This window comes from Campylobacter sp. US42a (assembly GCF_004379055.1).
Taxonomy (GTDB): domain Bacteria; phylum Campylobacterota; class Campylobacteria; order Campylobacterales; family Campylobacteraceae; genus Campylobacter_D; species Campylobacter_D jejuni.
Window position 1 is genome coordinate 74,315 of record NZ_RYYK01000007.1, and the last position, 22,077, is coordinate 96,391.

At 31.8% G+C, this 22,077-nt stretch carries 24 protein-coding genes and 1 riboswitch; of the genes, 9 read left to right on the top strand and 15 right to left on the bottom strand.

Features of this window, described 5'->3' with window-relative positions; translation table 11 throughout:
* The 3 genes from ELQ10_RS07415 to ELQ10_RS07425 are packed head-to-tail and all read left to right on the top strand — an operon-like array spanning nucleotide 1 to nucleotide 1,992.
* A complete protein-coding gene (locus ELQ10_RS07415) occupies nucleotides 1-960 on the top strand; it encodes a hypothetical protein (RefSeq protein WP_002880681.1) in 960 nt (319 codons plus the stop codon).
* Nucleotides 957-1,484: a hypothetical protein gene (locus tag ELQ10_RS07420; RefSeq protein ID WP_002858498.1), complete on the top strand. Its 528-nt coding sequence runs from the start codon at nucleotides 957-959 to the stop codon at nucleotides 1,482-1,484. The genes ELQ10_RS07415 and ELQ10_RS07420 overlap by 4 nt, the downstream gene beginning before the upstream one ends.
* Nucleotides 1,474-1,992, top strand: coding sequence for a hypothetical protein (locus ELQ10_RS07425; RefSeq protein WP_002868197.1), 519 nt, complete (start codon nucleotides 1,474-1,476; stop codon nucleotides 1,990-1,992). Before ELQ10_RS07420 ends, ELQ10_RS07425 begins: the two co-directional genes overlap by 11 nt.
* On the opposite strand, the gene thiC is transcribed toward ELQ10_RS07425, so the two are convergent.
* The 3 genes from thiC to rpe all read right to left on the bottom strand — a co-directional run bounded on the left by thiC (nucleotide 1,984) and on the right by rpe (nucleotide 4,864).
* Nucleotides 1,984-3,276, bottom strand: coding sequence for a phosphomethylpyrimidine synthase ThiC (thiC, locus tag ELQ10_RS07430; RefSeq protein WP_133401902.1), 1,293 nt, complete (start codon nucleotides 3,274-3,276; stop codon nucleotides 1,984-1,986). The genes ELQ10_RS07425 and thiC overlap by 9 nt on opposite strands.
* A 56-nt stretch (nucleotides 3,277-3,332) precedes the next feature.
* Nucleotides 3,333-3,437: riboswitch (TPP riboswitch) on the bottom strand.
* Nucleotides 3,438-3,458: 21 nt separating this feature from the next.
* Nucleotides 3,459-4,220: a 3'-5' exonuclease gene (locus ELQ10_RS07435; RefSeq protein ID WP_044305836.1), complete on the bottom strand. Its 762-nt coding sequence runs from the start codon at nucleotides 4,218-4,220 to the stop codon at nucleotides 3,459-3,461.
* Nucleotides 4,217-4,864, bottom strand: a complete 648-nt coding sequence (gene rpe / locus ELQ10_RS07440) for a ribulose-phosphate 3-epimerase (RefSeq protein ID WP_044305835.1) — start codon at nucleotides 4,862-4,864, stop codon at nucleotides 4,217-4,219. Before rpe ends, ELQ10_RS07435 begins: the two co-directional genes overlap by 4 nt.
* A gap of 139 nt (nucleotides 4,865-5,003) precedes the next feature.
* Between rpe and rpmB the strand changes: the two genes are divergently transcribed.
* The 3 genes from rpmB to ELQ10_RS07455 all read left to right on the top strand — a co-directional run bounded on the left by rpmB (nucleotide 5,004) and on the right by ELQ10_RS07455 (nucleotide 6,705).
* The gene (rpmB, locus tag ELQ10_RS07445; protein WP_002854974.1) at nucleotides 5,004-5,198 is read left to right on the top strand and encodes a 50S ribosomal protein L28; all 195 of its coding nucleotides are present in this window, start codon (nucleotides 5,004-5,006) and stop codon (nucleotides 5,196-5,198) included.
* Between the two features lie 184 nt (nucleotides 5,199-5,382).
* Nucleotides 5,383-5,598 carry a YdcH family protein gene (locus ELQ10_RS07450; RefSeq protein ID WP_002855201.1) on the top strand — a complete coding sequence of 72 codons (216 nt, stop codon included), beginning with the start codon at nucleotides 5,383-5,385 and terminating at the stop codon, nucleotides 5,596-5,598.
* 9 nt (nucleotides 5,599-5,607) lie between these two features.
* Nucleotides 5,608-6,705, top strand: a complete 1,098-nt coding sequence (locus ELQ10_RS07455; protein ID WP_002855253.1) for a methyl-accepting chemotaxis protein — start codon at nucleotides 5,608-5,610, stop codon at nucleotides 6,703-6,705.
* Nucleotides 6,706-6,735: 30 nt separating this feature from the next.
* Here ELQ10_RS07455 and ELQ10_RS07460 read toward each other — a convergent pair whose 3' ends face one another.
* From ELQ10_RS07460 to acpP, 5 genes are all read right to left on the bottom strand, one after another.
* On the bottom strand, nucleotides 6,736-7,332 hold the full coding sequence (locus ELQ10_RS07460; protein WP_134250407.1) for an NUDIX domain-containing protein: 597 nt from the start codon (nucleotides 7,330-7,332) through the stop codon (nucleotides 6,736-6,738).
* An 81-nt stretch (nucleotides 7,333-7,413) separates the two neighbouring features.
* Nucleotides 7,414-9,477: a TonB-dependent receptor gene (locus ELQ10_RS07465; protein WP_134250414.1), complete on the bottom strand. Its 2,064-nt coding sequence runs from the start codon at nucleotides 9,475-9,477 to the stop codon at nucleotides 7,414-7,416.
* A gap of 144 nt (nucleotides 9,478-9,621) precedes the next feature.
* Nucleotides 9,622-10,560 carry an acetyl-CoA carboxylase carboxyltransferase subunit alpha gene (locus ELQ10_RS07470; protein ID WP_044261650.1) on the bottom strand — a complete coding sequence of 313 codons (939 nt, stop codon included), beginning with the start codon at nucleotides 10,558-10,560 and terminating at the stop codon, nucleotides 9,622-9,624.
* A gap of 1 nt (nucleotide 10,561) precedes the next feature.
* Entirely contained in the window at nucleotides 10,562-11,776 is a 1,215-nt protein-coding gene (locus ELQ10_RS07475) for a beta-ketoacyl-ACP synthase II (protein ID WP_134250408.1), read from the bottom strand.
* Between the two features lie 25 nt (nucleotides 11,777-11,801).
* Nucleotides 11,802-12,035 (bottom strand): acyl carrier protein, encoded by a 234-nt coding sequence (gene acpP, locus ELQ10_RS07480; protein ID WP_002854831.1) that lies wholly within the window; start codon nucleotides 12,033-12,035, stop codon nucleotides 11,802-11,804.
* Nucleotides 12,036-12,144: 109 nt separating this feature from the next.
* Here acpP and tenA point away from each other — a divergent pair, with 109 nt between their 5' ends.
* On the top strand, nucleotides 12,145-12,813 hold the full coding sequence (gene tenA / locus ELQ10_RS07485) for a thiaminase II (RefSeq protein WP_134250409.1): 669 nt from the start codon (nucleotides 12,145-12,147) through the stop codon (nucleotides 12,811-12,813).
* A 23-nt stretch (nucleotides 12,814-12,836) separates the two neighbouring features.
* Here the strand turns inward: tenA and sdhE are convergent, their stop codons facing one another.
* The 7 genes from sdhE to gpmI all read right to left on the bottom strand — a co-directional run bounded on the left by sdhE (nucleotide 12,837) and on the right by gpmI (nucleotide 19,544).
* Complete coding sequence (gene sdhE / locus ELQ10_RS07490; RefSeq protein WP_134250410.1) at nucleotides 12,837-13,694, bottom strand: 8-methylmenaquinol:fumarate reductase membrane anchor subunit; 858 nt, start codon at nucleotides 13,692-13,694, stop codon at nucleotides 12,837-12,839.
* A 3-nt stretch (nucleotides 13,695-13,697) separates the two neighbouring features.
* A complete protein-coding gene (sdhB, locus tag ELQ10_RS07495) occupies nucleotides 13,698-14,663 on the bottom strand; it encodes an 8-methylmenaquinol:fumarate reductase iron-sulfur subunit (RefSeq protein ID WP_002854950.1) in 966 nt (321 codons plus the stop codon).
* A complete protein-coding gene (gene sdhA / locus ELQ10_RS07500; protein WP_070276152.1) occupies nucleotides 14,660-16,495 on the bottom strand; it encodes an 8-methylmenaquinol:fumarate reductase flavoprotein subunit in 1,836 nt (611 codons plus the stop codon). The genes sdhB and sdhA overlap by 4 nt, the downstream gene beginning before the upstream one ends.
* A gap of 338 nt (nucleotides 16,496-16,833) precedes the next feature.
* Nucleotides 16,834-17,244, bottom strand: coding sequence for a pyridoxamine 5'-phosphate oxidase family protein (locus ELQ10_RS07505; RefSeq protein ID WP_010790856.1), 411 nt, complete (start codon nucleotides 17,242-17,244; stop codon nucleotides 16,834-16,836).
* A gap of 6 nt (nucleotides 17,245-17,250) precedes the next feature.
* Complete coding sequence (fabG, locus tag ELQ10_RS07510) at nucleotides 17,251-17,994, bottom strand: 3-oxoacyl-ACP reductase FabG (protein ID WP_002855091.1); 744 nt, start codon at nucleotides 17,992-17,994, stop codon at nucleotides 17,251-17,253.
* Nucleotides 17,984-18,082, bottom strand: coding sequence for a hypothetical protein (locus tag ELQ10_RS08735; RefSeq protein WP_002869268.1), 99 nt, complete (start codon nucleotides 18,080-18,082; stop codon nucleotides 17,984-17,986). Before ELQ10_RS08735 ends, fabG begins: the two co-directional genes overlap by 11 nt.
* Complete coding sequence (gene gpmI, locus ELQ10_RS07520) at nucleotides 18,066-19,544, bottom strand: 2,3-bisphosphoglycerate-independent phosphoglycerate mutase (RefSeq protein WP_134250411.1); 1,479 nt, start codon at nucleotides 19,542-19,544, stop codon at nucleotides 18,066-18,068. The genes ELQ10_RS08735 and gpmI overlap by 17 nt, the downstream gene beginning before the upstream one ends.
* 79 nt (nucleotides 19,545-19,623) lie before the next feature.
* Here gpmI and mraY point away from each other — a divergent pair, with 79 nt between their 5' ends.
* A complete protein-coding gene (gene mraY, locus ELQ10_RS07525) occupies nucleotides 19,624-20,685 on the top strand; it encodes a phospho-N-acetylmuramoyl-pentapeptide-transferase (RefSeq protein ID WP_134250412.1) in 1,062 nt (353 codons plus the stop codon).
* On the top strand, nucleotides 20,685-21,893 hold the full coding sequence (gene murD / locus ELQ10_RS07530) for a UDP-N-acetylmuramoyl-L-alanine--D-glutamate ligase (RefSeq protein ID WP_070316515.1): 1,209 nt from the start codon (nucleotides 20,685-20,687) through the stop codon (nucleotides 21,891-21,893). The genes mraY and murD overlap by 1 nt, the downstream gene beginning before the upstream one ends.
* Nucleotides 21,894-22,077 lie beyond the last annotated feature (184 nt).

Sequence of the window (22,077 nt, forward strand, 5' to 3'; positions counted from 1 at the left end):
ATGTTATTTTTACTTAAAAAAATATTTCCACAACTTTTTATTAGTATTATTTTAGAAGATAAAAAAAATATTGTAAAAGCTTCTATTTACAGAGGAAATAAACTAATCAGTAGCAATGAAAAAACTTTTGATAAAAGTGAAAATTTATTAGAATACATAAAAAATTTAAGCAAGCATTTCTTATTTTACCACACTGCTTTATTTTTAGACGCCAAAGAACAAGGATTAATACCTAGTACAAATATTCAAGATTGTGAGCACTTTAATATAGGAAAAATCAGCTTACAGCATATTTTGTTTAATAATGCCCTTGTTTATACGGCTACCGAACATGTGGAATATTATAGCGAGCTTTTTGAAGAATATAGAGGTTTAGATTTTTTATATTCCCCTTTTGCCCTTCTTTACTACAATATACAAAAAGAAAAACAGCCTGATGATCAAATTTTACTTTATGGATTTAAACAAGGACATCTTTTGGCAATTATTGTTGCTAAAGGCAATACTATCTTATACGGTGATTTTAAAATATTTGAGCAAGAATTAGGTTTAGAGCTTGAACTTCCATCAGAAGATAATCAAGAAATTGAAAACAACAACGATGATACTGAAGTTACCTTAGATAACTTCAATGAAGCCTTAAATAATAAATTTGATCTACTTGATCAAGAAAATAATCTTGAAACTTTGGATAATAATGATAATTTTAATCTTGATGAATTAAATCAATTTAGCAATGATATGGAACTTTGCCGTTATATTATTACGAGCATTGAAAAATTTTACAATGATGATAAATATGCTGGGGTATTTATCAATGGTATTTTATTATATAGCGAATCAGATATTAACATAAGTGCTATTGATTTTTTAGAAAGTGAAACTTTTTTAGAGATAAAAACGAAACAAATCAACACCTTAGATCTTATGATAGAGTTGATGCGAAAGGAGCTTAAATGACTTATAGCTTCATACAGCCAAGAAAAAAACCTATTTTCACACTCTTTGATAAAATTTGGCTAGGACTTTTTGGTTTTAGTATATTATTTATCTTGCTAGTATATTTTACATATACAATAAAAATTGCATTAATCAATAGCTCTATCGATGATGAAAAACAACAAGTTATAGTGCTTCAAAATCAAACTAAGCAAAATGAAATGCTTTATGAAATTTTATTTGATCAAAGCCAAATAGCGAAAAATTTTAACACTCAAAATCAAATTGTTAAAGAAAGCTTAAGAAATCTATTTGATATTATTGTAAAAACTGATAATATTACTCTTGAAAGTGTTGAACAAGACGAATATTCCTTAAAACTTATCGGAGTCACTCCTACAAGAGAAATGTTTACTCTACTTTTAGAAACCCCTTTAAAAAGCATCTTTGATCAAAGCTATACAACCTATTATCGCTTAGATAATGGGTGGTATCGTTTTGTTAGTATTAGTAAACAAATTCCAGGAGTTGCAGATGAAAGATAAAAGTCTAGAAGAAATTGATTTATTAAAGCTTATCATTTGCGCGTTAAGTTTTATAAGCGTTTGCACAGCCTTGATCTTATTTTTACTTTTACCGACATTAAAAAATTACAAACAAGCAAATCTTAGAGAAAACTCACAACTTGCTATCTTAAAAGCCGCTAAATCAAAATTTGACTTTAGTGAAGATAAAATATCAACTCTAAGAAGCGAAAACAACAAAAGTTTAGAGCAATTTGAGCAAAATTTTAATATAGGAAATTTTGATATTTTTTTACAAAAATATTTTCAAAACGTAAAAATTCAAGAAACTAAGCCCGAAAAACAAGAAAAATATCTAAAAAACCGCTTAGCCATTAAAGCGACAATGAACAATCCTAGAAGGCTTTATGATTTTATTGATGCTCTAAAAAACTATAATAACTTAATCAAGCTTGATTATCCACTTAATCTTAAAGCAGGAGAGCAAGGTATCTCTATAGATCTTACTCTCAAAGTTTATTCAAGCTAAACTCACATCTTCGCCTTTTAAAATTTGATTCATAGTATTCATTGCACACATTTTTCCACACATGGAACATGAGTTTAAATCATCAGGGCGACGCTCATTAAACATTTTTTTGGCCTTTTCTCCATCAATAGCAAGTTTAAACATTTTCTCCCAATCTATCTCTTGTCTAGCCTTACTCATCTCATCATCCCTTGCTCTTTCTTTTGGAAGTTTAGCTATATCTCCCGCATGAGCTGCAATTTTAGTCGCAACTATACCCTCTCTAACATCTTCTAAATTTGGAAGTCTTAAGTGTTCAGCAGGTGTTACATAGCACAGCATATCAGCACCGCTAGCTGCAGCCACAGCTCCTCCAATAGCACCACTAATATGATCATACCCTGCACCAATATCTATTACCAAAGGTCCTAAGACATAAAAAGGTGCTCCTTTACATAAACGCTTTTCTAATTGCATATTTGCCTCTATTTCATTAATAGCCATATGCCCTGGACCTTCTATCATTACTTGAACCCCAACATCCCAAGCCCTTTGAGTAAGGAGTGATAATTCTATAAGCTCTGAAATTTGTGCCCCATCACTTGCATCGTGAGTAGAGCCAGGACGCAAAGCATCGCCCAAAGATAAAGTTACATCGTATTTTAAACAAATGTCAAGCAAATCATCATAATACTCAAAAAAAGGATTTTCGGCATCTTTCATCATCATCCAAGCATAAAGCACAGAGCCTCCTCTTGAAACTATATTTGCAAGTCTTTTACTTTGTTTAAAAATATGCGCTGCGCGAGAATTAATACCTGCATGAATTGTCATAAAATCAACCCCACTTTTAGCATGATGATATACAACATCCAAAAAGTCTTTAGCATTAATTTGCTTTAAATCTTTTTCTAAAAATCCTACCGCATCATATACAGGAACTGTTCCTATCATAGCTTTTGAAACATTAACAAGCTCGTCTCTAAAACGACTTGTTTTGCCATAATTACTTAAGTCCATAATCGCTTCTATATCAAATTTATGAGCGAGCTCTACTTTTTTCATTTCCTCGCTATAATCAACGCAATCATTTGAAACTCCTAAATTTACATTAACCTTAGTACGCAGTCCAAAACCTATACCATTTGGATCAAGACTTTTATGATTAATATTTGCAGGGATAATAATTTTACCGCAAGCAATATTTTCAAGCAAAAAATCTTTACTTAAATTTTCTTTTTGTGCAACAATCTGCATTTCTTTAGTAAAAATACCTTCTTTGGCATAATTCATTTGAGTTTTCATAAATTTATCCTTTAAAAAATTTGGATAAATGAAGGGTGAGTATAAATTTTTAAAGTATTGAAATTTATAAATCTTCCCGACGCTGGCACTATCCAGATCCGGTTCGGTCTAAGCTTTTAGCTTACTCTCAGCCTGTTACACAAGCTCCCGTCATTTATGTTTTAATTATACTCTTTAAATATTTATTTTTGCTTTATGCGTGCAGTTTTTGTAAAATTTATAAGTTCTTCTGTAGTTTTTATATGATAAGGAAGTTTTCCAAGACAATATTTAAAAATTTCAGCAGCTGCCAAAGCATCATCTAAAGCCCTATGATGCGTATTTTCCACGCCCAAAAATTCTTTCAAAACCTCTAGTTTATATTTTGGACTTTCTATACAACATTGTGCAAATTCTATAGTGCAAATACGACGATTAAGCAAAATGCCAAAACCACACTCATTTAAAGCCTTAGAAATAAAACTATAATCAAAACGCACATTATGCGCTACAAAAATACTGTCTTTTAAAAAAAGTCTAAAATCACTTAAAACCTTTGCTAAACTTGGAGCATTTTCCACCATCTCATAAGTAATACCTGTAAGTTCGGTTATATTTTCTGGAATTTCTTTTACTTTAACAAAACTTTGAAAGCGTGCAATTTCTTTAGAATTTTGAATTTTTACTGCTCCAATTTCTAAAATTTCTCCCTTGCTCACCCCACCAGTACTTTCTATATCTACTATACAAAAAATTTCATCTTTAATTTTTGTTGTGCGTGTTTTAAGAGTAAAAATATTATCTTTATTCAAAGTTAAGCCCAAACCCAAAAGCTCAAAAGTTTCTAAATCAAGCTCGTAATCCTTAAGCTCATCAACCTTTTTAAATTCCTTCACCACCCAATCATAAGGCTTGCTTTGCTTATTTAATATAGAAATAATCTGATCAATTTGCTGCAAACTCAAAATTCAAGCTTTAAAGATGAAATTGCAGTTTTATAATCATTAGAAGAAAAAATATAACTTCCAGCCACCAAAATATCAGCTCCGGATTCTTCTAAATCGCTAGCATTTAAACCATTAACACCACCATCAACCTCTATAAAAACTTTAGCATTTTTTTTATCAATCATTTGGCGCAATTCTTTGATTTTTTCATGTACCAAAGGTAAAAATTTTTGCCCACCAAACCCAGGATTAACACTCATTAAAAGCACCATATCTACAAATTCTAGCATGTGTTTGATAGAATCAATCGGAGTGTGTGGATTTAAAACAATGGCAGGATGGATTCCTTGACTTCTTATATATTCACAAAGCCTTATAGGATGAACTTCGCTTTCCATATGAAAAGAAATGAATTTTGGTTTCAAAGGGATAAAAAGATCTACAAATTTACTTACATCTTTAACCATCAAATGCACATCTAATGGCAACTTACTAATAGTTGAAATTTTTTCGATTACACAAGGTCCAAAAGTCAAATTTGGAACAAAGTGTCCATCCATTACATCAATATGTAAAAGATCTGCACCTGCAGCTTCAATAGCTTTAACTTCTTCTTCTAATTTCAAAAAATTTGCAGACAATAAACTTGGAGCTACATACATGATCAAAACCTTAAACTATATATAAATGTGATAAATAATATTTTATCGACTTATATATTAAAAAAACTATAAATTATGGAATATTTTAAGCTTAATTTTGATAAAATCTCCATTTAAAAATTTTCATAAGGACAAGAAAATGGCAAGAGTATGTCAAATCACAGGCAAGGGTCCAATGGTGGGTAATAATGTCAGCCATGCTAACAATAAAACAAAAAGACGCTTTTTACCTAATCTCAGAACAGTTCGTGTAACTTTAGAAGATGGCACCACGAGAAAAATGAGAATCGCAGCTTCTACTCTAAGAACTCTAAAAAAACAAAATTCTAAATAATTTTGAGGATTTATTCCTCAATTTTAAAATTTCCAATTTAAAAATAAACTTTAATAAATCACTTATATAACACACATTTAAAAATTATTATTAATTTTATTATTTTTTAAGCCAAAAATATCTTTTAATAGTGTAAAATACCTTGTTAAATGAATTTTAAATTTCACTAATACAAGGAGAGTTTATGCTACATGAATATAGAGAATTAATGTCAGAGCTAAAAGGTAAAGATGCTCATTTTGATAAACTATTTGATCGTCATAATGAACTTGATGACATGATTAAAGATGCAGAAGAAGGTAGAACTTCTCTTAGCAGCATGGAAATTTCAACCTTAAAAAAAGAAAAGCTTCATGTAAAAGATGAACTTAGCCAATATCTAGCAAATTATAAAAAATAAGGCAAAACAATGTTTGGAAGTAAAATAAACCATTCTGATCTTCAAAAACTTGAAGAAGAAAATAAAAATCTTACACATAAAATTGAAAAATTTCAATCGGAAAATTTAGAATTAAAAAATAAAATTACATCATTAGAACAAGCGGCTTTAGAATCTAAACTTAAAACAGATCTTTTAAATGTTTTATTAACTGGGGTTTTAAAAAATATTACTATTGTTCAAGGCGATATGTTAGAAAATGTAAATAAGGCAGAAGTTATCTCTAGCTATTCTAAAACTTCTCTTGCTGAAATGGATGAACTTAACCATATTGCTAATTCTATCAATGCTTCCTTAGGGGATATTACAGAATCAGCCAATAAAACAAGAGATGTTGCAGGAACATTGCATAGAAGTGTAGATGAAATTACTAATGTAATTAATCTAATTAAAGATGTTTCCGATCAAACCAATCTTTTAGCTCTTAACGCTGCCATAGAAGCTGCACGCGCAGGTGAACATGGGCGTGGTTTTGCTGTTGTTGCCGATGAAGTAAGAAAACTAGCTGAAAAAACACAAAAAGCAACCACAGAAGTTGAAATGAATATCAACCTTCTAAAGCAAAATGCAAATGAAATGTATACTCAAAGTGAGCAAGTTGAAAAAATTTCTATAGATTCTAATGCTCATATTATGAGTTTTTCCGAAAAATTTACCCACTTAGTAAATGAAGCGCATTCTACTAATTCAAATGCAGTTGGTATCGCTTCAGAAGCTTTCGTATCTTTAGCAAAACTAGATCATATAGCTTTTAAATTAAATGGTTATAAAGAAATTTTTTCCAAATCAGGAAAGCAATTAGCCGATCATACATCTTGTCGCTTAGGAAAATGGCTTGCTAGCACAGGAAAAGAAAGATTTGGGCAAAATAAAAGCTTCTTAAAAATTAACGAGCCACATGAAAAAGTTCATGAAAATATGAATAATGCTATAACAATAGCAAATACAGAAGATATTAGCAAAGATATTACTCAACACAGCATAATTAATAAATGCGAAGTTGCTGAAAATGCATCGCTTGATCTTTTCAATGTATTTAAAGAAATGCTTGATGAGTCAGATCATTAAATCCTAGGTTGAACCTTTTTAAGGTTTAACCTAAATAATCTTTAATTTTCCCCACTTCTCCTTTAAAAACCACATATAAGCAAAATCAAGCAAAGGCGTTCTTATCATATTTTTACATTTTTTTTCAAAATCCTGCACCTTAACATAAACAGCTTCAATCTCTTCATCATCAACTCCACCTCCAGAAGAAATTTTATCTTTTTCATCAACTTCTGCGAAATAAAAGCTTTGCTTGCTTACACCTGAACCAAACCCTGTATAAAAATCTCCTATTTTTTCTAAATTTTTAGGAGCATATCCTAGTTCTTCTATACATTCTTCTTTTGCTATTTCCTCTAAAGATAATTTTTTATCCACAAGCCCAGAACAAAGCTCTATAGTATAGCCTATATTATCATCTTTTACATAATCTTTATCATGCATTTGATGATACCAAAGTGGTATACGAAATTGGCGTACAAAAATAAAACTTTCTAATTCTTTATGATACAAAAGCACTGAAACACTATCTTTAGATTCTATAAAATCCCAAGTACAAAACTTACCATTACTTTCATAAGCAAATCTCTTAGGCTTAATATAATTTGATTTTTCAAAAGAAAGTTCTTTTAAATTTTTAAACGCCATAATAAAACCTTTATTTATTTTTCACATTGTACTTTATTTTTGCTTTTTTGAAAATATAAAGGTGATTAAAGCCTTAAAAAATTAAAAATCATATTTATAACTCAACCAAAAACTCCTTCCTTCTGTATAGTCTTGATAACGATTTGCATATCCAGCAGGATTAACCCCATCCCATTTAGTAACTTGCGGATCGAAGAAATTTTTATCAAAAAGATTTTGCACTGCAAAACTTAAGCTAGATTGCTTATTGATTTTATAATTTATCCCTAAATCCACTATATAAAAAGGCTTATATTTTCGCCATGGCAGACTACCATTACCGCCACCTTTTGCTTTAGCTATAGTATCAAGTCTTGCTCGTGTTTTTATATAGGAACTAAATTTACCTCGCTCATAGTTTAATTTTAACATTGCTATATGCCTTGGTAAATTTTCTATTCTATCACCACCAAACCAATTTTTTTGACCATCTTTGTAGCGATTATCCATAAAAGTATAACTTGAATTTAGGCTAAAGCCATTGTAAGTTTTGGTATTAAATGCAAATTCTACACCTTTAGTCTGTGTTTTTCCAAGATTAATAGGACGCGTACAAACAGTAACACCATTACAATCAATACCATTTTGCATACCTGTTAAATCTTCACTACTGATTTGATTTGTAAAATCAGTAATAAATCCTGTAATAGAATAATGTGCAAAATCAAATACCCTAAAATCAACGCCCAATTCATAATTTATACTTTCTTCTGGTTTTAAGTCAGGATTTCCAAAATAAGCATTACCATTGGCATAATTATAATATCCATTTGTCAACTCCTTAGCAGCAGGAGTTTTATAGCCTTTTGAAACACCTCCTTTAAAGGCTATATTATCATTTAAGTGATAAACCAAATAAACCCTAGGCGTAAATTCAGAATCAAACAAATCGCTATAAATATAACGTAAACCTGTAGTAAAAATCAAATCATCTGTTATAAAATACTCACTTTCCCCATAAAGCGCAACCGTGGTTTGATCAAGATTTTTACCTCTTATTTGACTACCTGCGCTTGCTTGATCGTTTTTTAACATCTCATAATCAATCCTTGCACCAAAGGTATTTACTAAATTACCGTATTGACCTAAATTCCAAGGTAAAACAACCTTACCTTCTCCTACCCAAATTTGGCTATGCAGCTCCTTATCCTTAGTGCTACCATATTGTAAATATGAGTTAGTTGAACCAAAATCATAGTTACCATCATGATTTAAAACAATATTATCCTTAAAAAGTTGTCTTTCACTTTTAATAGCCCTACTACTTGTAGAATTCACTGAAATTTCATTAATATATCGTTCTATATCAAAATATATATTATTTTTATCATCTACTGTCCAATTAAGCCTAGAACCAAAACCTAAACTAGTAAAAGCACCTGGACTATGGCTAGCAATTTGATAATTATCAGGTCTTTGTTGACTACTATTCCAAACCGGTGTAGGCCATTTTAAATCAGAAGCTGCCTTATCATAATACTTCAACCTTACAGAAATTGATAATGCATCTTCAATCAAAGGAGTTGCCACATAAGCGTTAAATTCCCCAGCATTGCCATAGTGATTAGAGTGCTGTTGCAAAAGAGTGTTAAATTCTATATTTGCCTCAGTCTTATCAGGATTTTTCTTAGTGATAATATTTATCACACCGCCTACAGCATCACTGCCATAAAGTGTAGAAGCTGGACCACGTATAACCTCAATACGCTCTATCATAGACAAAGGTGGTAGATATCCTGACTCACTGCCACTAAAACCATTATCATAAAACCCATTTGCAACACTTTGACGTTTTCCATCAATTAAAACTAGAGTATAAGAACTACCAAAACCTCGTATGCTAAAATCATAAGTGCCTGTTTTATTCATAGTCACATCTACACCTGGAATATCTCCTATAGCCTCCCCTATATCCTTAATTGGCTTTTTTTCAAGCTCTTCTTTTGTAATGATAGAAATACTAGCAGGCGCATCAACCAAATCTTGTTCAAAACCACTAGCACTAACCACAACATCATTAAGTTGATATTTTTCTTCTGCTTTTAACAAAGCTCCAGATAAAATTAAAAAACACAGTAAACTTTTTTTAAATTTTATATTTTTGATTTGAGTCAAATTAATTCCTTTAAAAAATAATTATTTTGATATTTAAAATCATTTTTGAAGTATAAAAAAAGAATACTTTTAATTAACTTAATTTTGATAACAATTATAAATAATAAAATTATTTAAAAAAAGTGAAGTAAAAGCTTAAGCCTCTTGATAGGCTCCAAGCTTTAAAATTTTCTGCATACGATTTGCAGAAAGTTCTCGCGTATCAATATTTTCAAGTTCATTTAGAGATTTTTTTACATAATCAGCAATAGCTACTGCTGCAGCTTCTTTATTACGATGTGCACCATTTGTAGGCTCATCTATAACATCATCAATTAAACCTTGAGATTTTAAATCATCAGCCGTTACCTTCATAGCCTTGGTTGCAGCTTCACTTTTTGCAGGATCATTCCAAAGTATTGCAGCACAACCTTCAGGAGAAATTACTGAAAAAACAGAATTTTTCATCATTGCAAGTCTATCTGCAACCCCTATAGCTAGCGCCCCACCGCTACCGCCTTCTCCAATAACTATAGCAATGGTCGGTATTTTCAAATCACTTAATTCATATAAATTTCTAGCGATAGCTTCACTTTGCCCTCTTTCTTCAGCACCTACACCAGGATAAGCACCCGGAGTATCTATTAAAAATAAGATAGGAATTTGGAACTTCTCTGCAAGTCTTGCTACCCTTAAAGCTTTACGATAACCTTCAGGATGTGGCATACCAAAATTTCTAGCGATTTTATCTTTTGTTCCACGCCCTTTTTGCTCGCCAATTACAATTATTTTTTTCTCTCCTAAATAACCCATAAAACAAACAATAGCAGGATCATCTCTAAAAGCACGATCACCATGTATTTCGTGAGCGTCATTTAAAATAAGTTCAATATAGTCAAGAGCATAAGGGCGATCTGGATGACGCGCTAATTGCAAACGTTGAAAATCGCTTAAATTCTTATAAGTTTTAGAAATTTCTTTTTCAAGATTTTTCTTTAAAATCGATACAGCTTCAGTATCTCCTTTAATCTGAGCATTGATAATGTCCTCATCAATTTGCTGAATATTTTTTTCAAAATCTAAATAAGAAGCCATATTAATCTACTTTTTTAAATACAACACAGCCATTTGTGCCACCAAAACCAAAAGAATTACTCATCACCACTTTTAAATCTACTTTTCTTGATATATTTGGAACATAATCAAGATCACATTCATCATCTTTTACAAGCTGATTGATTGTAGGTGGAACTACCCCATCTCTTAAAGCCATAACACTAACAACTGCTTCAATTGCACCTGCAGCACCCAAGCAATGACCTGTTTGTCCTTTGGTGGAACTTATAAGCGGGATATTATTGCCAAAAAGCTCTTTAATTGCTGCTGTTTCATTTTTGTCATTTACAGGGGTTGAAGTTCCATGTGCATTGATATAATCTACCTTTGGATTCCCTGCCATATTTAAAGCTTTTTTCATAGCTCTTAAAGGCCCATCTAAAGTTGGTGAAGTAATATGATGCGCATCTGCACTTTCTCCAAATCCAATTAATTCAGCATAAATTGTAGCACCGCGTTTTTTAGCCTCTTCATATTCCTCAAAAACTAAAGCTCCAGCACCTTCTCCCATGACAAAACCATCTCTTTCTTTGTCAAATGGTCTTGAAGCATGCTGTGGATCTTCATTTCTAGTTGATAAAGCTTTCATTGAAGCAAAACCACCTATACCCACAGGACAAATCGCAGCTTCTGCACCTATGACTAACATCTTTTTAGCATTTCCCAAAGCTATACTTTTATAAGCTTCTCCTATAGCATGAGTTCCTGCTGCACAAGCTGTAACACAAGAAATATTTGGCCCTTTAAGTCCATGCTCTATAGAAATCAAACCTCCTAACATATTTACAAGTGCTGAAGGTATGAAAAAAGGGGAAATTTTACGCGGACCTCGCTCGGAACAAATAATGGAATTTTTTTCTATGTTAGGCAAACCTCCAATACCAGCAGCCGAAACAATGCCAAATTCTTCTTTGTCTAATTCTTCGCTAAATCCAGCATCCTGCATTGCTTCTCTTGCTGCTTTAATTCCAAGTTGTATGAAACGGTCAATTTTTTTTACTTCTTTGCCATCAACAACCTCTAATGGATCAAAATTCTTAACTTCAGCTGCAATTTGAACAGGAAAATCTGTAGTATCAAAAAGAGTAATTTTGTTTACCCCACTTTCTCCATTGCAAATTGCCTTAAACGAACTTTCCTTATCTAAACCAAGGGCATTGATCATACCAATACCTGTAACTACAACTCTTTTCAAGAATAAGCTCCTTGCAAGAAAAAAATTATTTTTTTAGATTATCAATATAATTTACAACATCTTCAATTTTAATTAATTTTTCAGCATCACTATCTGGAATTTCTACTTCAAATTTTTCTTCTAAAGCCATAATAAGCTCTACAACATCTAAAGAATCAGCACCTAAATCTTCAATAATTTTTGATTCCATTTTAACTGCATCTGCATCAATGCTTAATTGCTCTACTACTACTGCTTTTACATCATCAAATGTTGCCATTTGTTCTCCTTCAAAAAATTAAAATAAAGCGTATTTTACTATAAAAAGCTTAAAATATTTATAGTTTTTCATTATACTTGAAAATAAAATATTAAAACATAAAGGAAAAATGATGCTTTTCTCTAATTTAATCAAAGAAAATCAAAAAATTTGGAATGCTTATCTACATCATGATTTTGTTAAAAAATTGGAAGATAAAAGCCTAAAGCAAGAAAATTTTCTTTTTTATCTCAAGCAAGATTATATTTATTTGCTTAATTACGCAAAATGTTATGCAAGATTAGCACTTAACTCAAATACCGCAAAAGAACTTCGTTTTGCTATGAAATTTCAAAATTATATAGTTGAAGGAGAAATGGAACTTCATCGTGCAATTTTATCTCTTGGCATTAATGCAGATGAACTCGATACAAAAGATGAAAGTTTAGTCAATATAGCCTATTCGCGTTATATGTTAAGCGTAGGTGAAAATGGAGATTTTTTAGATATGTTAGTTGCTCTTAGTGCTTGCACTATAGGCTATGCAAAAATAGGTGCTGAAATTATAAATCGTTTAAAAAATGAAAATTTAAAAGATCATCCTTACAAGGAATGGATTTTGACCTATGGAAGTGAAAATTTTCAAAATGAAGCTAAAGAATTTGAAGATTTTGTTAATTCTTATACTTCAAGTGTTAGTGCACAAAAATTCCAAAAACTCAGCGAAATTTTTCATACTGTAACACGCTTGGAAGTGGCTTTTTGGGAGCATTCTTTAAGAATGGAATTAAATCTTTAAACATGGGCTTTTTGCCCATGTTTTTATGCAATTTTACTTGCATCAATAATATTATAATCTAAACCAACCATTTCTTTAGAAAGTCCTAATGCAAGTCCTACTAATTGTGATAAATGAATAATAGGCAATCTTGCTTTAGAACTAGTATAATCTTGAAATCTTTCTTGATAGATATCAAGCTGCATTTGACAAAGTGGACAAGGTGTTACAACACAATCAGCTTGATTTTCACTTGCATTATTGACAATTTGACTAGACATTTTTTTCACAGATTTTTCTGCAGGATAGGAAGCATGAAAACCACAACAATCAAGGCGTTTTTCAAAAGGAACTATTTTAGCCCCTAAAACTTCTACTACACTTTCAAAACTTTTTGGATTGGTTGAACTTTCTTTTTTACCGAAAGTATCTTCAGGTCTTAAACTATGGCAACCATAAAATAAAGCTACTTTTAAATTTGAAAGCGGCTTTTTCACCTTGCTTTTTAAATTATCCAAATCCTCATAAAGCTCCCACAAAAGACTTGTAATAGGCGTTGAACCTTGATATTTCATTCCACCTTTTGCTAAAAAAGTATTGATGCGTTCTTTTGCACCCTTATCAAGAGTATTTTTTGCTTTAGTTAAAGTTAGCATACAAGTACTACAAGTTGTAAGCATTGGCATTTTCATCTCTTCTGCTAAAGCAATATTTCTTGCATTAGCTACCAAAGTCGCAATAGGATCAACACACTGCGCTTGAGAAGCCCCACAACAACTCCATCCCTTAATTTCATTCAACTTCCAACCCAAAATAGGTGCAATAGCTTCAAGTGAAATTTTAGATTCTTTTGCAGCTTGAGATAAAACACAACCTGGAAAAAAAGCGTATTCTTTTTGCATATTTTACTCCTTAACAGCAGCTTCTTGTGCCGCCTTTATCATTTTAACCAAATCTTTATGCCCTTCTATTTCATCCTCGCCAAAAACATGCATAGGATTCATTTTTCCTGCACGCATAAGTTTAAAAGCTATATCTGTTTTACCCATAGAACCTATAACACCCTCAGAACGTAAAGCAAGATAAATTTCATTCAAGCGTCCTGAACCTTCAACTAAATCTTTATAAAAAGCTTCAGCATGATCAGGCCCTAAGCCTTCATTTAAACCTTTTTTAATCGCCATCACTCTTAAATTTGCTATATCACTTACTGAACTTATACCCTTTGGACAACGATCAGCGCACTCTTGACAATGAACACAAAGCCAAAGTCCATTCATTACACTAGGTTTTACATGCAACATAGGATCCTTACCTCGAGAGTCTGCCGCTGCACGCCAAGCATGAGTAAAAACAAAAGGTTGCATATAATCGCTACTATCTGCTTCTAATTTATTACACTCTGAAGCACAGCTACCACATAAAATACAATCCCATTGCTTGCTAATACGATCAAATTCTTCTTGACTTTGTTTACAGCCCTTTTCTGCTGAAAATTCATTTTTTGCCACCATGGCAGGACGAATTTTTCTTAAATTTTCTATAGAAGGCTCCCAATCCACAATTAAATCAGAAATTACTCTAAAATTTCCAAGCGGAGAAATGCGTATACTTGAAGGATTATCATATTCTTTTAACAAATCTTGCATTTTAGTATCACAAGCAAGATAAGAATGCCCATTCACACGCACTGCACAAGCCCCACAAATTGCAGATTGACAAGAGGCAGTAAAATTTAAAGTAATATCTTTCGTTTTTTTGATAAAAAGCAAAAGAGAGAGCAGAGTTTTTCCTTGTATATCCTTATCATCAATATCATAACTTTGTTCATATTTTTCCTTGCCATTAAAACGATCTATGATGATTTTCATTGTACTCTCCTTCCATCAAGTGAAAACTCAGTTACCACGACATCTTTATAACTAAGTTTTAATTCATCATTTTCTAAATTTACAATGCTATGTTTTAAGAAATTTTTATCATCTCGCTTTGGATAATCTTCTCTAGTATGAGCCCCACGACTTTCAAGTCTATTTCTAGCTGCTAAACAAGCACAGCGAGAAAGTAAAATCAAATTACCAAGCTCTACATAATCTGTAAAAGCAGTATTCATCACTTCATTAGGATTTGGAATACGAATTTTTTCATATCTTGCTTGTATATCTTCTAAATTTTTTGCTAGAAGATCGAGTTTTTCTTGAGTTCTAAAAATCCCCATATTATCCCAATTTTGACTTCCTAGCTCTTCTCGCAATTCATACATTTCTTGACCATTTCCGCCATTATTTGTAATTTCTTTAAATCTAGCCTGCCATTTTTGAGCAAGTTCATGAGTTTTTACCCCTTTTCCAAAACTTGCATCTTTGGCATAATTTGTCGCACCAATGCCTGCTAAATGCCCCGTTACAACTGCATCGGCTAAAGAATTTCCCCCTAGTCTATTAGCTCCATGTATAGAAATACAAGAAGCTTCTCCACCTACATAAATTCCAGCAATTTTAGTACTCATATCTTCAAATTTAGCCACTTCAATTCCACCCATAGAATAATGCGCCGTTGGACGGATAGGTACAGGAGTATCTACTAAATCAATATTTTCAAAAAGCATTGCAGTGTGACGAATTTTTGGTAAATCTTTTAAAATTTTTTCTTTTCCTAAGTGGCGTACATCGCACAAAACATAAGCTCCAAGTCCCTCACCATAACCTCTACCTTCGCGAATTTCTGTTTCTATAGCACGTGCAACTACATCTCGCGGTGCAAGCTCCATTTTTTCATGGTAATTTTTCATAAAACGCTCACCACGATTATTTAAAAGATATCCCCCTTCACCGCGCGCCGCTTCTGTAATAAGAGTTCCACCATTTGCAACTCCTGTTGGGTGAAATTGTATCATCTCAGGATCTTCAAAACCAAGTCCTGCTCTAAGAGCAGCTGCCACGCCATCTCCTGTGGCAATAAAAGGAGTTGAAGTTCTATTATAAAATATCCTTGTGTATCCCCCTGTAGCAATTACCAAAGCTTTGCATAACACAGGATAAATTCCACCGCTTTGTATATCTCTTAAAACGACACCCTCACATTTTCCATCCACAACACCTATATCCAAAAGCTCATGATCCATTAAAAATTTCACACCGCTACTAATAGCATCATCTAAACAAGAATGCATTAAAATATGACCTGTTTTATCTGCAGAATAGTTACAGCGTTTCTTAGAAGCTCCTCCCATTAAACGCTGAGCTACTCCACCTTGCTCATTTCTTGAAAACAAGGTTCCTATAAAATCCATATTAAAAATAGCCTTTCCAGCTAATTCGCAAAATTTTAAAGCCGCGTCTTGATCTACCAAATAAGCTCCGCCTTTAATAGTATCATAAGCATGTAATTTATAGGAATCTCCATTAGAAAAATCAGTAACTCCATTAATTCCACCCTCTGCCATACAAGTTGCGTTACGCGATGGCATCATCTTTGTAGCTACTACAACGCTTAATTTTGGATTTTCTTTTCTCACTGCGGCTGCAGCACGCAAACCTGCTCCACCTGATCCAATTACCAAAACATCGCAAGAAGGTAAATTTGTATCTTTATCCATCTTAGATGAATCATCTAAGGCATAAACTCCACTTGAACTTGCAGCTAAAGCTCCTACACTAATACAGGCTGTTTTTATAAAATCTCTTCTAGAAAATTCACCCATATCATTCTCCTTATTTAAAAAAAATTAATAATAATTTTTAATGTAAGTCAATCTTACATAACCGCATGCCAAAAATCCAAAAACAAACTCTCCTTTCAATATAAAATGGATTAAAAACAAATTTATAATTTAGTAAATATAAAAAAGCATAAGATAAGTAATCAAAGAAGATAAATGAATATAATAAAATAAATATTAAAAAATTTTTGCAATATATCATAATCTATTCCTTGCAAATTAAACGGAATGATTATACCTTAAAAAAATAACAAAAAGTTAATATTAATTAAGATAATATTTATCTTAATTAATATATAGTTAATAAAATTATCAAATCATTAAGCCTTAAAAAGCTTAAATTCTCCATTCATAAATTGCATTCTAGCGCTTAGATGATCAAGATAAAAAACTTCAAATTTTGGATTTTGTGGAGTTTCATAAAGATTTACAAGATAAGGGTATTTTTCGAACATCATTTTTTTAACTTCTAAATTTGGTTCAAAAACCGCATTAGCTCTAAGTCTTAAAAAAGTCCCATCTTTTGCACAAGAACAAAATTCAATACCATTATAATTTTTTATATGTTTAAAAAGTCCTTTTGTATTTGCTGTGCAAAAATAAATTTTATCTCTCACAAGCAATGGACTTTGTATAGGACGCACTCTAGGATTTCCACAAGTTCCTAAAGTGGCTAAAAATGCTGGTGCATTATCATCTAAAAATTGTGCTATTTCTTTTAAATCCATCATTTTTCCTTACATATATAAACCACCATTGATCTTAAGTACATCGCCTGTCACATAAGAGGCATAATCACTAAGTAAAAATGCTACACAATTAGCCACTTCTTCAGGTTCTGCAAAGCGTTTTAAAGGGATATTATCTTGATAGGTTTGTTTGATTTCATCGCTTAAAACTTCAGTCATATCGCTTTTTATGAAACCTGGAGTTACACAGTTAAAGCGTAAATTTCTACTTGCTCCTTCTTTAGCAAAAGATTTAGTCATAGCTATCATTCCACCTTTACTAGCAGAATAATTTACTTGTCCAGCATTGCCCATTTCTCCGACAATAGAAGCGATATTTACAACAGCACCAAAGCGTTTTTTACTCATGGTTTTTAAAGCTTCTCTACAACCTAAAAAAGCTGAGCTTAAATTCGTATCCACAACGCCACTAAAATCTTCTAATTTCATTCTTAAAGCAAGTTTATCATTTGTAACGCCTGCGTTATTTACAAGATAACTTAACTCTCCATCGCTCTCCACTATGATTTTTACACCATTTTCAAACTCGTCTTCTTTGCTTGCATCAAATTTAATCACAGCAGCAACGCCACCACTTGCAATAATTTCATCTTTTAAAGCATCTGCAAGTTCAGGTTTTGAACGATAATTAATCCAAACTTTAAGTCCAAAACCCGCCAAAGTTTTTGCGATAGAAGCACCTATTCCCTTACTTGCTCCAGTAATTAAAACATTTTTTCCACTAAATTTCATTATCTATCCTTAATAAGTTTAATTTTAAAAATTGCAATCTTAACAAATTTCTTATAAAAAAGGCAAACAAACTAAAATAAAGCCTCATTCATTTCTTTTGGAATTTCTAAGTCTAAAATTTTAAGCACGCTTGCAGCGATATTACTAAGCCCCATATTATCTTTAATCTTTGAAACTCCCTTTGCTTGCACAAAAACAAAAACATCAAAAGTAGTGTGATTGGTAAGCAAATTTCCTTTTTCATCTTGCATAGCCTCGCAATTTCCATGATCACTTGTAATGATAAAAGCATAATCATGCTTTTTTGCACATTCTACAATCTCGCCCAAACAAGTATCCACCGCTTCAACAGCCTTTATAGCAGCATTAAAATCACCTGTATGTCCAACCATATCTCCATTTGCAAAATTTACCACTATAAAATCCTCACCCTTTTCTATGCCTTTTTTCACTGCATCACACACTTCAAAAGCACTCATTTGGGGTTTTTCATCATAAGTTTTTACCTTGGGGCTTGGGATTAAAACCCTTGTTTCATTTTCTAAAAGCTCTTCTTTTCCGCCATTAAAAAAGAAAGTTACATGGGCATATTTTTCGGTTTCTGCGGTATGAAGCTGACTAAGCCCTGCTTTAGAAATCACTTGCGCTAAAGTATTTTCAATTTTTTCTTTTTCAAAAAGCACAGGGAGTTTAAATTTATCATCATAAACACTCATAGTAAGTAAATTTTCAAAGATTTTTTCGCGTTCAAACTCTTTAAAATCCTTAGAATTTAACACTTCAACAAGTTGTTTCATTCTATCATTTCTAAAGTTGATAAAGATAATGCCATCTTCTTCTCTCATGCCCTTGTAATTCTCATTTTGAGCTGCTTTGATAAATTCATCAGTAACATTTTCATCGTAAGATTTTTGTAGGTATTCTAATAAATTTGGCACTTTATAAGCCTTACCTAACAAGCACTCATAATACTCTTTTACCCTATCCCAACGCTTATCTCTATCCATAGCATAAAAACGCCCACAAAGCGTAGCAAAATGCACGCCTAAGTTTTCACAAAATTCTTTTAAATCTTTTATGAAATTTAAGCCACTTTTTGGACTTACATCGCGCCCATCAGTGATTGCATGAGCAAAAACTTCATTGCCATTTTTCGCACAAATTTCAAGCATGGCTTTAAAATGCGTATCCATAGAATGCACCCCGCCATCGCTATAAAGCCCTATAATATACACTCTTTTACATTTTGCTAAAAGTTTTTGTAAATTCTCATTTTTTTCAAGTTCTTTGTTTTCAATGGCTTTATTAATACGCACTAAATTTTGATAAATAATACGCCCACTTCCTATACACATATGCCCTACTTCACTATTTCCCATCTGCCCTTCTGGCAAACCTACAGCTAAACCACTCGTTTTTAGTAAAGAATTTGGGACTTCCTTAAAAAGCTTTTCATAACTTGGTTTTTTAGCTGCTTCAAAAGCATTAAACTTACTATTCTTATTATACCCTATTCCATCTGTAATAATTAAAACGCATTTTTGCTTCATTTTTCTCTCTTTTATAAGAATTTTTTTGGTTAGATTTTACTAAAATTAAACTTTTAAAAACCAAAAAGAAGGCTAGGTTTTGTATTATCTTTCAGATTTAAGTCATTATGCTTTTTTTACTTATATTAGTGTGCGTGCAGGATTTGCTTTTTTTATCGCTTTATGTTTGTCTTTATTTTTAATGCCTAAATTTATTACTTGGGCAAAAGCTAAAAATGCTAGTCAACCTATTTACGAATATGCCCCAGAAACTCATAAAACCAAATGCCATACTCCAACCATGGGTGGGCTTATTTTCATCAGTTCTGCAGTAATCGCAAGTTTATTTTGTATCAAATTTGATAATATTTTTGCTATAAGTGCTTTGCTTTGTTTGATACTTTTTTGTTTGATAGGACTCGTAGATGATTTAGGCAAAGTTCTAAAAAAAGATAATCATTCAGGACTTAGCCCAAAAATGAAGCTTTTAGCGCAAATCATCGCAGGACTTATTTGTATCTTACCTTTATATTTTAGTTCAGAACTTAGCACAGAACTTTTTATACCTTTTTACAAACATCCTCTTTTTGATATGGAAATTTTTGCCATTGCTTTTTGGATTTTGGTTTTAATTTCTAGCTCTAATGCTGTAAATTTAACCGATGGACTTGATGGCTTAGCTACAGTTCCAAGTATTTTTTCTTTATCTACTTTAGGGATATTCTTATATTTGAGCGGAAATTTAAATTATAGTGAATATTTACTTTTGCCAAAAATTCAAGGACTTGGTGAAGTAGTGATTATTTGTGCTGCATTAATCGGTGCTTTAATGGGATTTTTATGGTACAACTGTTATCCTGCACAGGTTTTTATGGGGGATAGTGGAAGTTTAGCTTTAGGTGGATTCATAGGATTTTTAGCTATCATTAGCAAAAATGAAATTTTACTTTTACTCATAGGTTTTGTTTTTGTTCTTGAAACTGTTTCTGTAATTTTACAAGTTGGAAGTTTTAAAATTTTTAATAAAAGAGTATTTAAAATGACACCTATTCATCATCATTTTGAAAAAGTTGGCTGGGTAGAAAATAAAATTATAGTGCGTTTTTGGATGATAGCCCTACTTTCAAATTTACTTGCACTTGCATCAATAAAGCTAAGATAATGAAAATTTCACTTTTTGGATATGGAAAAACCACACGCGCTATTGCTGAAAATTTGGTAGATAAATTTGGGTCTTTTGATATCTATGATGATCATTTTATAGAAACAAAAAAAGATACACTAGGAAATTTACTTTTAAATCCTAATGATTTTGATGATAATTTAAGCGATATTGAAATTCCTAGTCCAGGTTTTCCACCAAAGCACAAACTCATTCAAAAAGCAAAAAATTTACAAAGTGAATATGACTTTTTTTATGATATCATGCCAAAATCCGTTTGGATAAGCGGAACCAATGGCAAAACCACTACCACTCAAATGGCTACACATTTATTATCACACATTGGTGCTGTTATGGGTGGAAATGTTGGAACTCCTTTAGCAGAGCTTAATCCTTATGCAAAACTTTGGATACTTGAAACTTCATCTTTTACCCTACACTACACTCATAAAGCTAAACCTGAAATTTATGCACTTTTACCTATAAGTCCTGATCATCTTTCTTGGCATGGAAGTTTTGATAATTATGTTCAAGATAAGCTAAGCGTTTTAAAAAGAATGAATGAATGTGATGTAGTAATACTGCCTAAAATTTATGCAAATACTCCAACAAAAGCTCATAAAATAAGCTATGAAGATGAAAAAGATCTAGCTGTTAAATTTGGCATTGATACGGAAAAAATTTCCTTTAAAAATCCTTTTTTACTCGATGCTATCATGGCTTTAGCTATAGAAAAAATTCTACTTGATGCTTTAAGCTATGAGCTTTTAAATAGCTTTGTAATGGAAAAAAATAAACTCGAAGAGCTTAAAGACAGTCAAAATAGGCTTTGGGTAAATGACACTAAAGCTACAAATGAAAGTGCTGTAATGGCTGCACTTAGTCGCTATAAAGATAAAAAAATCCATCTTATCATAGGGGGAGATGATAAGGGTGTAGATCTTAGCAATTTATTTGATTTTATGAAAGGATTTGATATAGAACTCTATGCTATAGGTATTAGTACTGAAAAAATGCTTGATTATGCAAAAAAAGCGAATTTGAAAGCCTATAAATGTGAAGTTTTATCTAAAGCTGTAAATGAAATTTCAAATCACTTAAGAGTCAATGAAGTGGCTCTTTTAAGTCCCGCTTGTGCAAGTTTAGATCAGTTCAACTCTTACGCAGAGCGTGGAAAAGTCTTTAAAGAATGTGTGAATAAAATTTAATTTATTTTACTTTTCATACAAATATATTAAACTTTCCAAACCCTAAAAACACCCTATTCTCTCTAAAAACCCTAACCAGTAACAAACTCTTTTTTAAACACAATTCTAAACACCATCTAAAACAACAATAAAAATAAACATAGGATTTATATATAAAGTAAGTAATGAAGACATTTAACAAGTC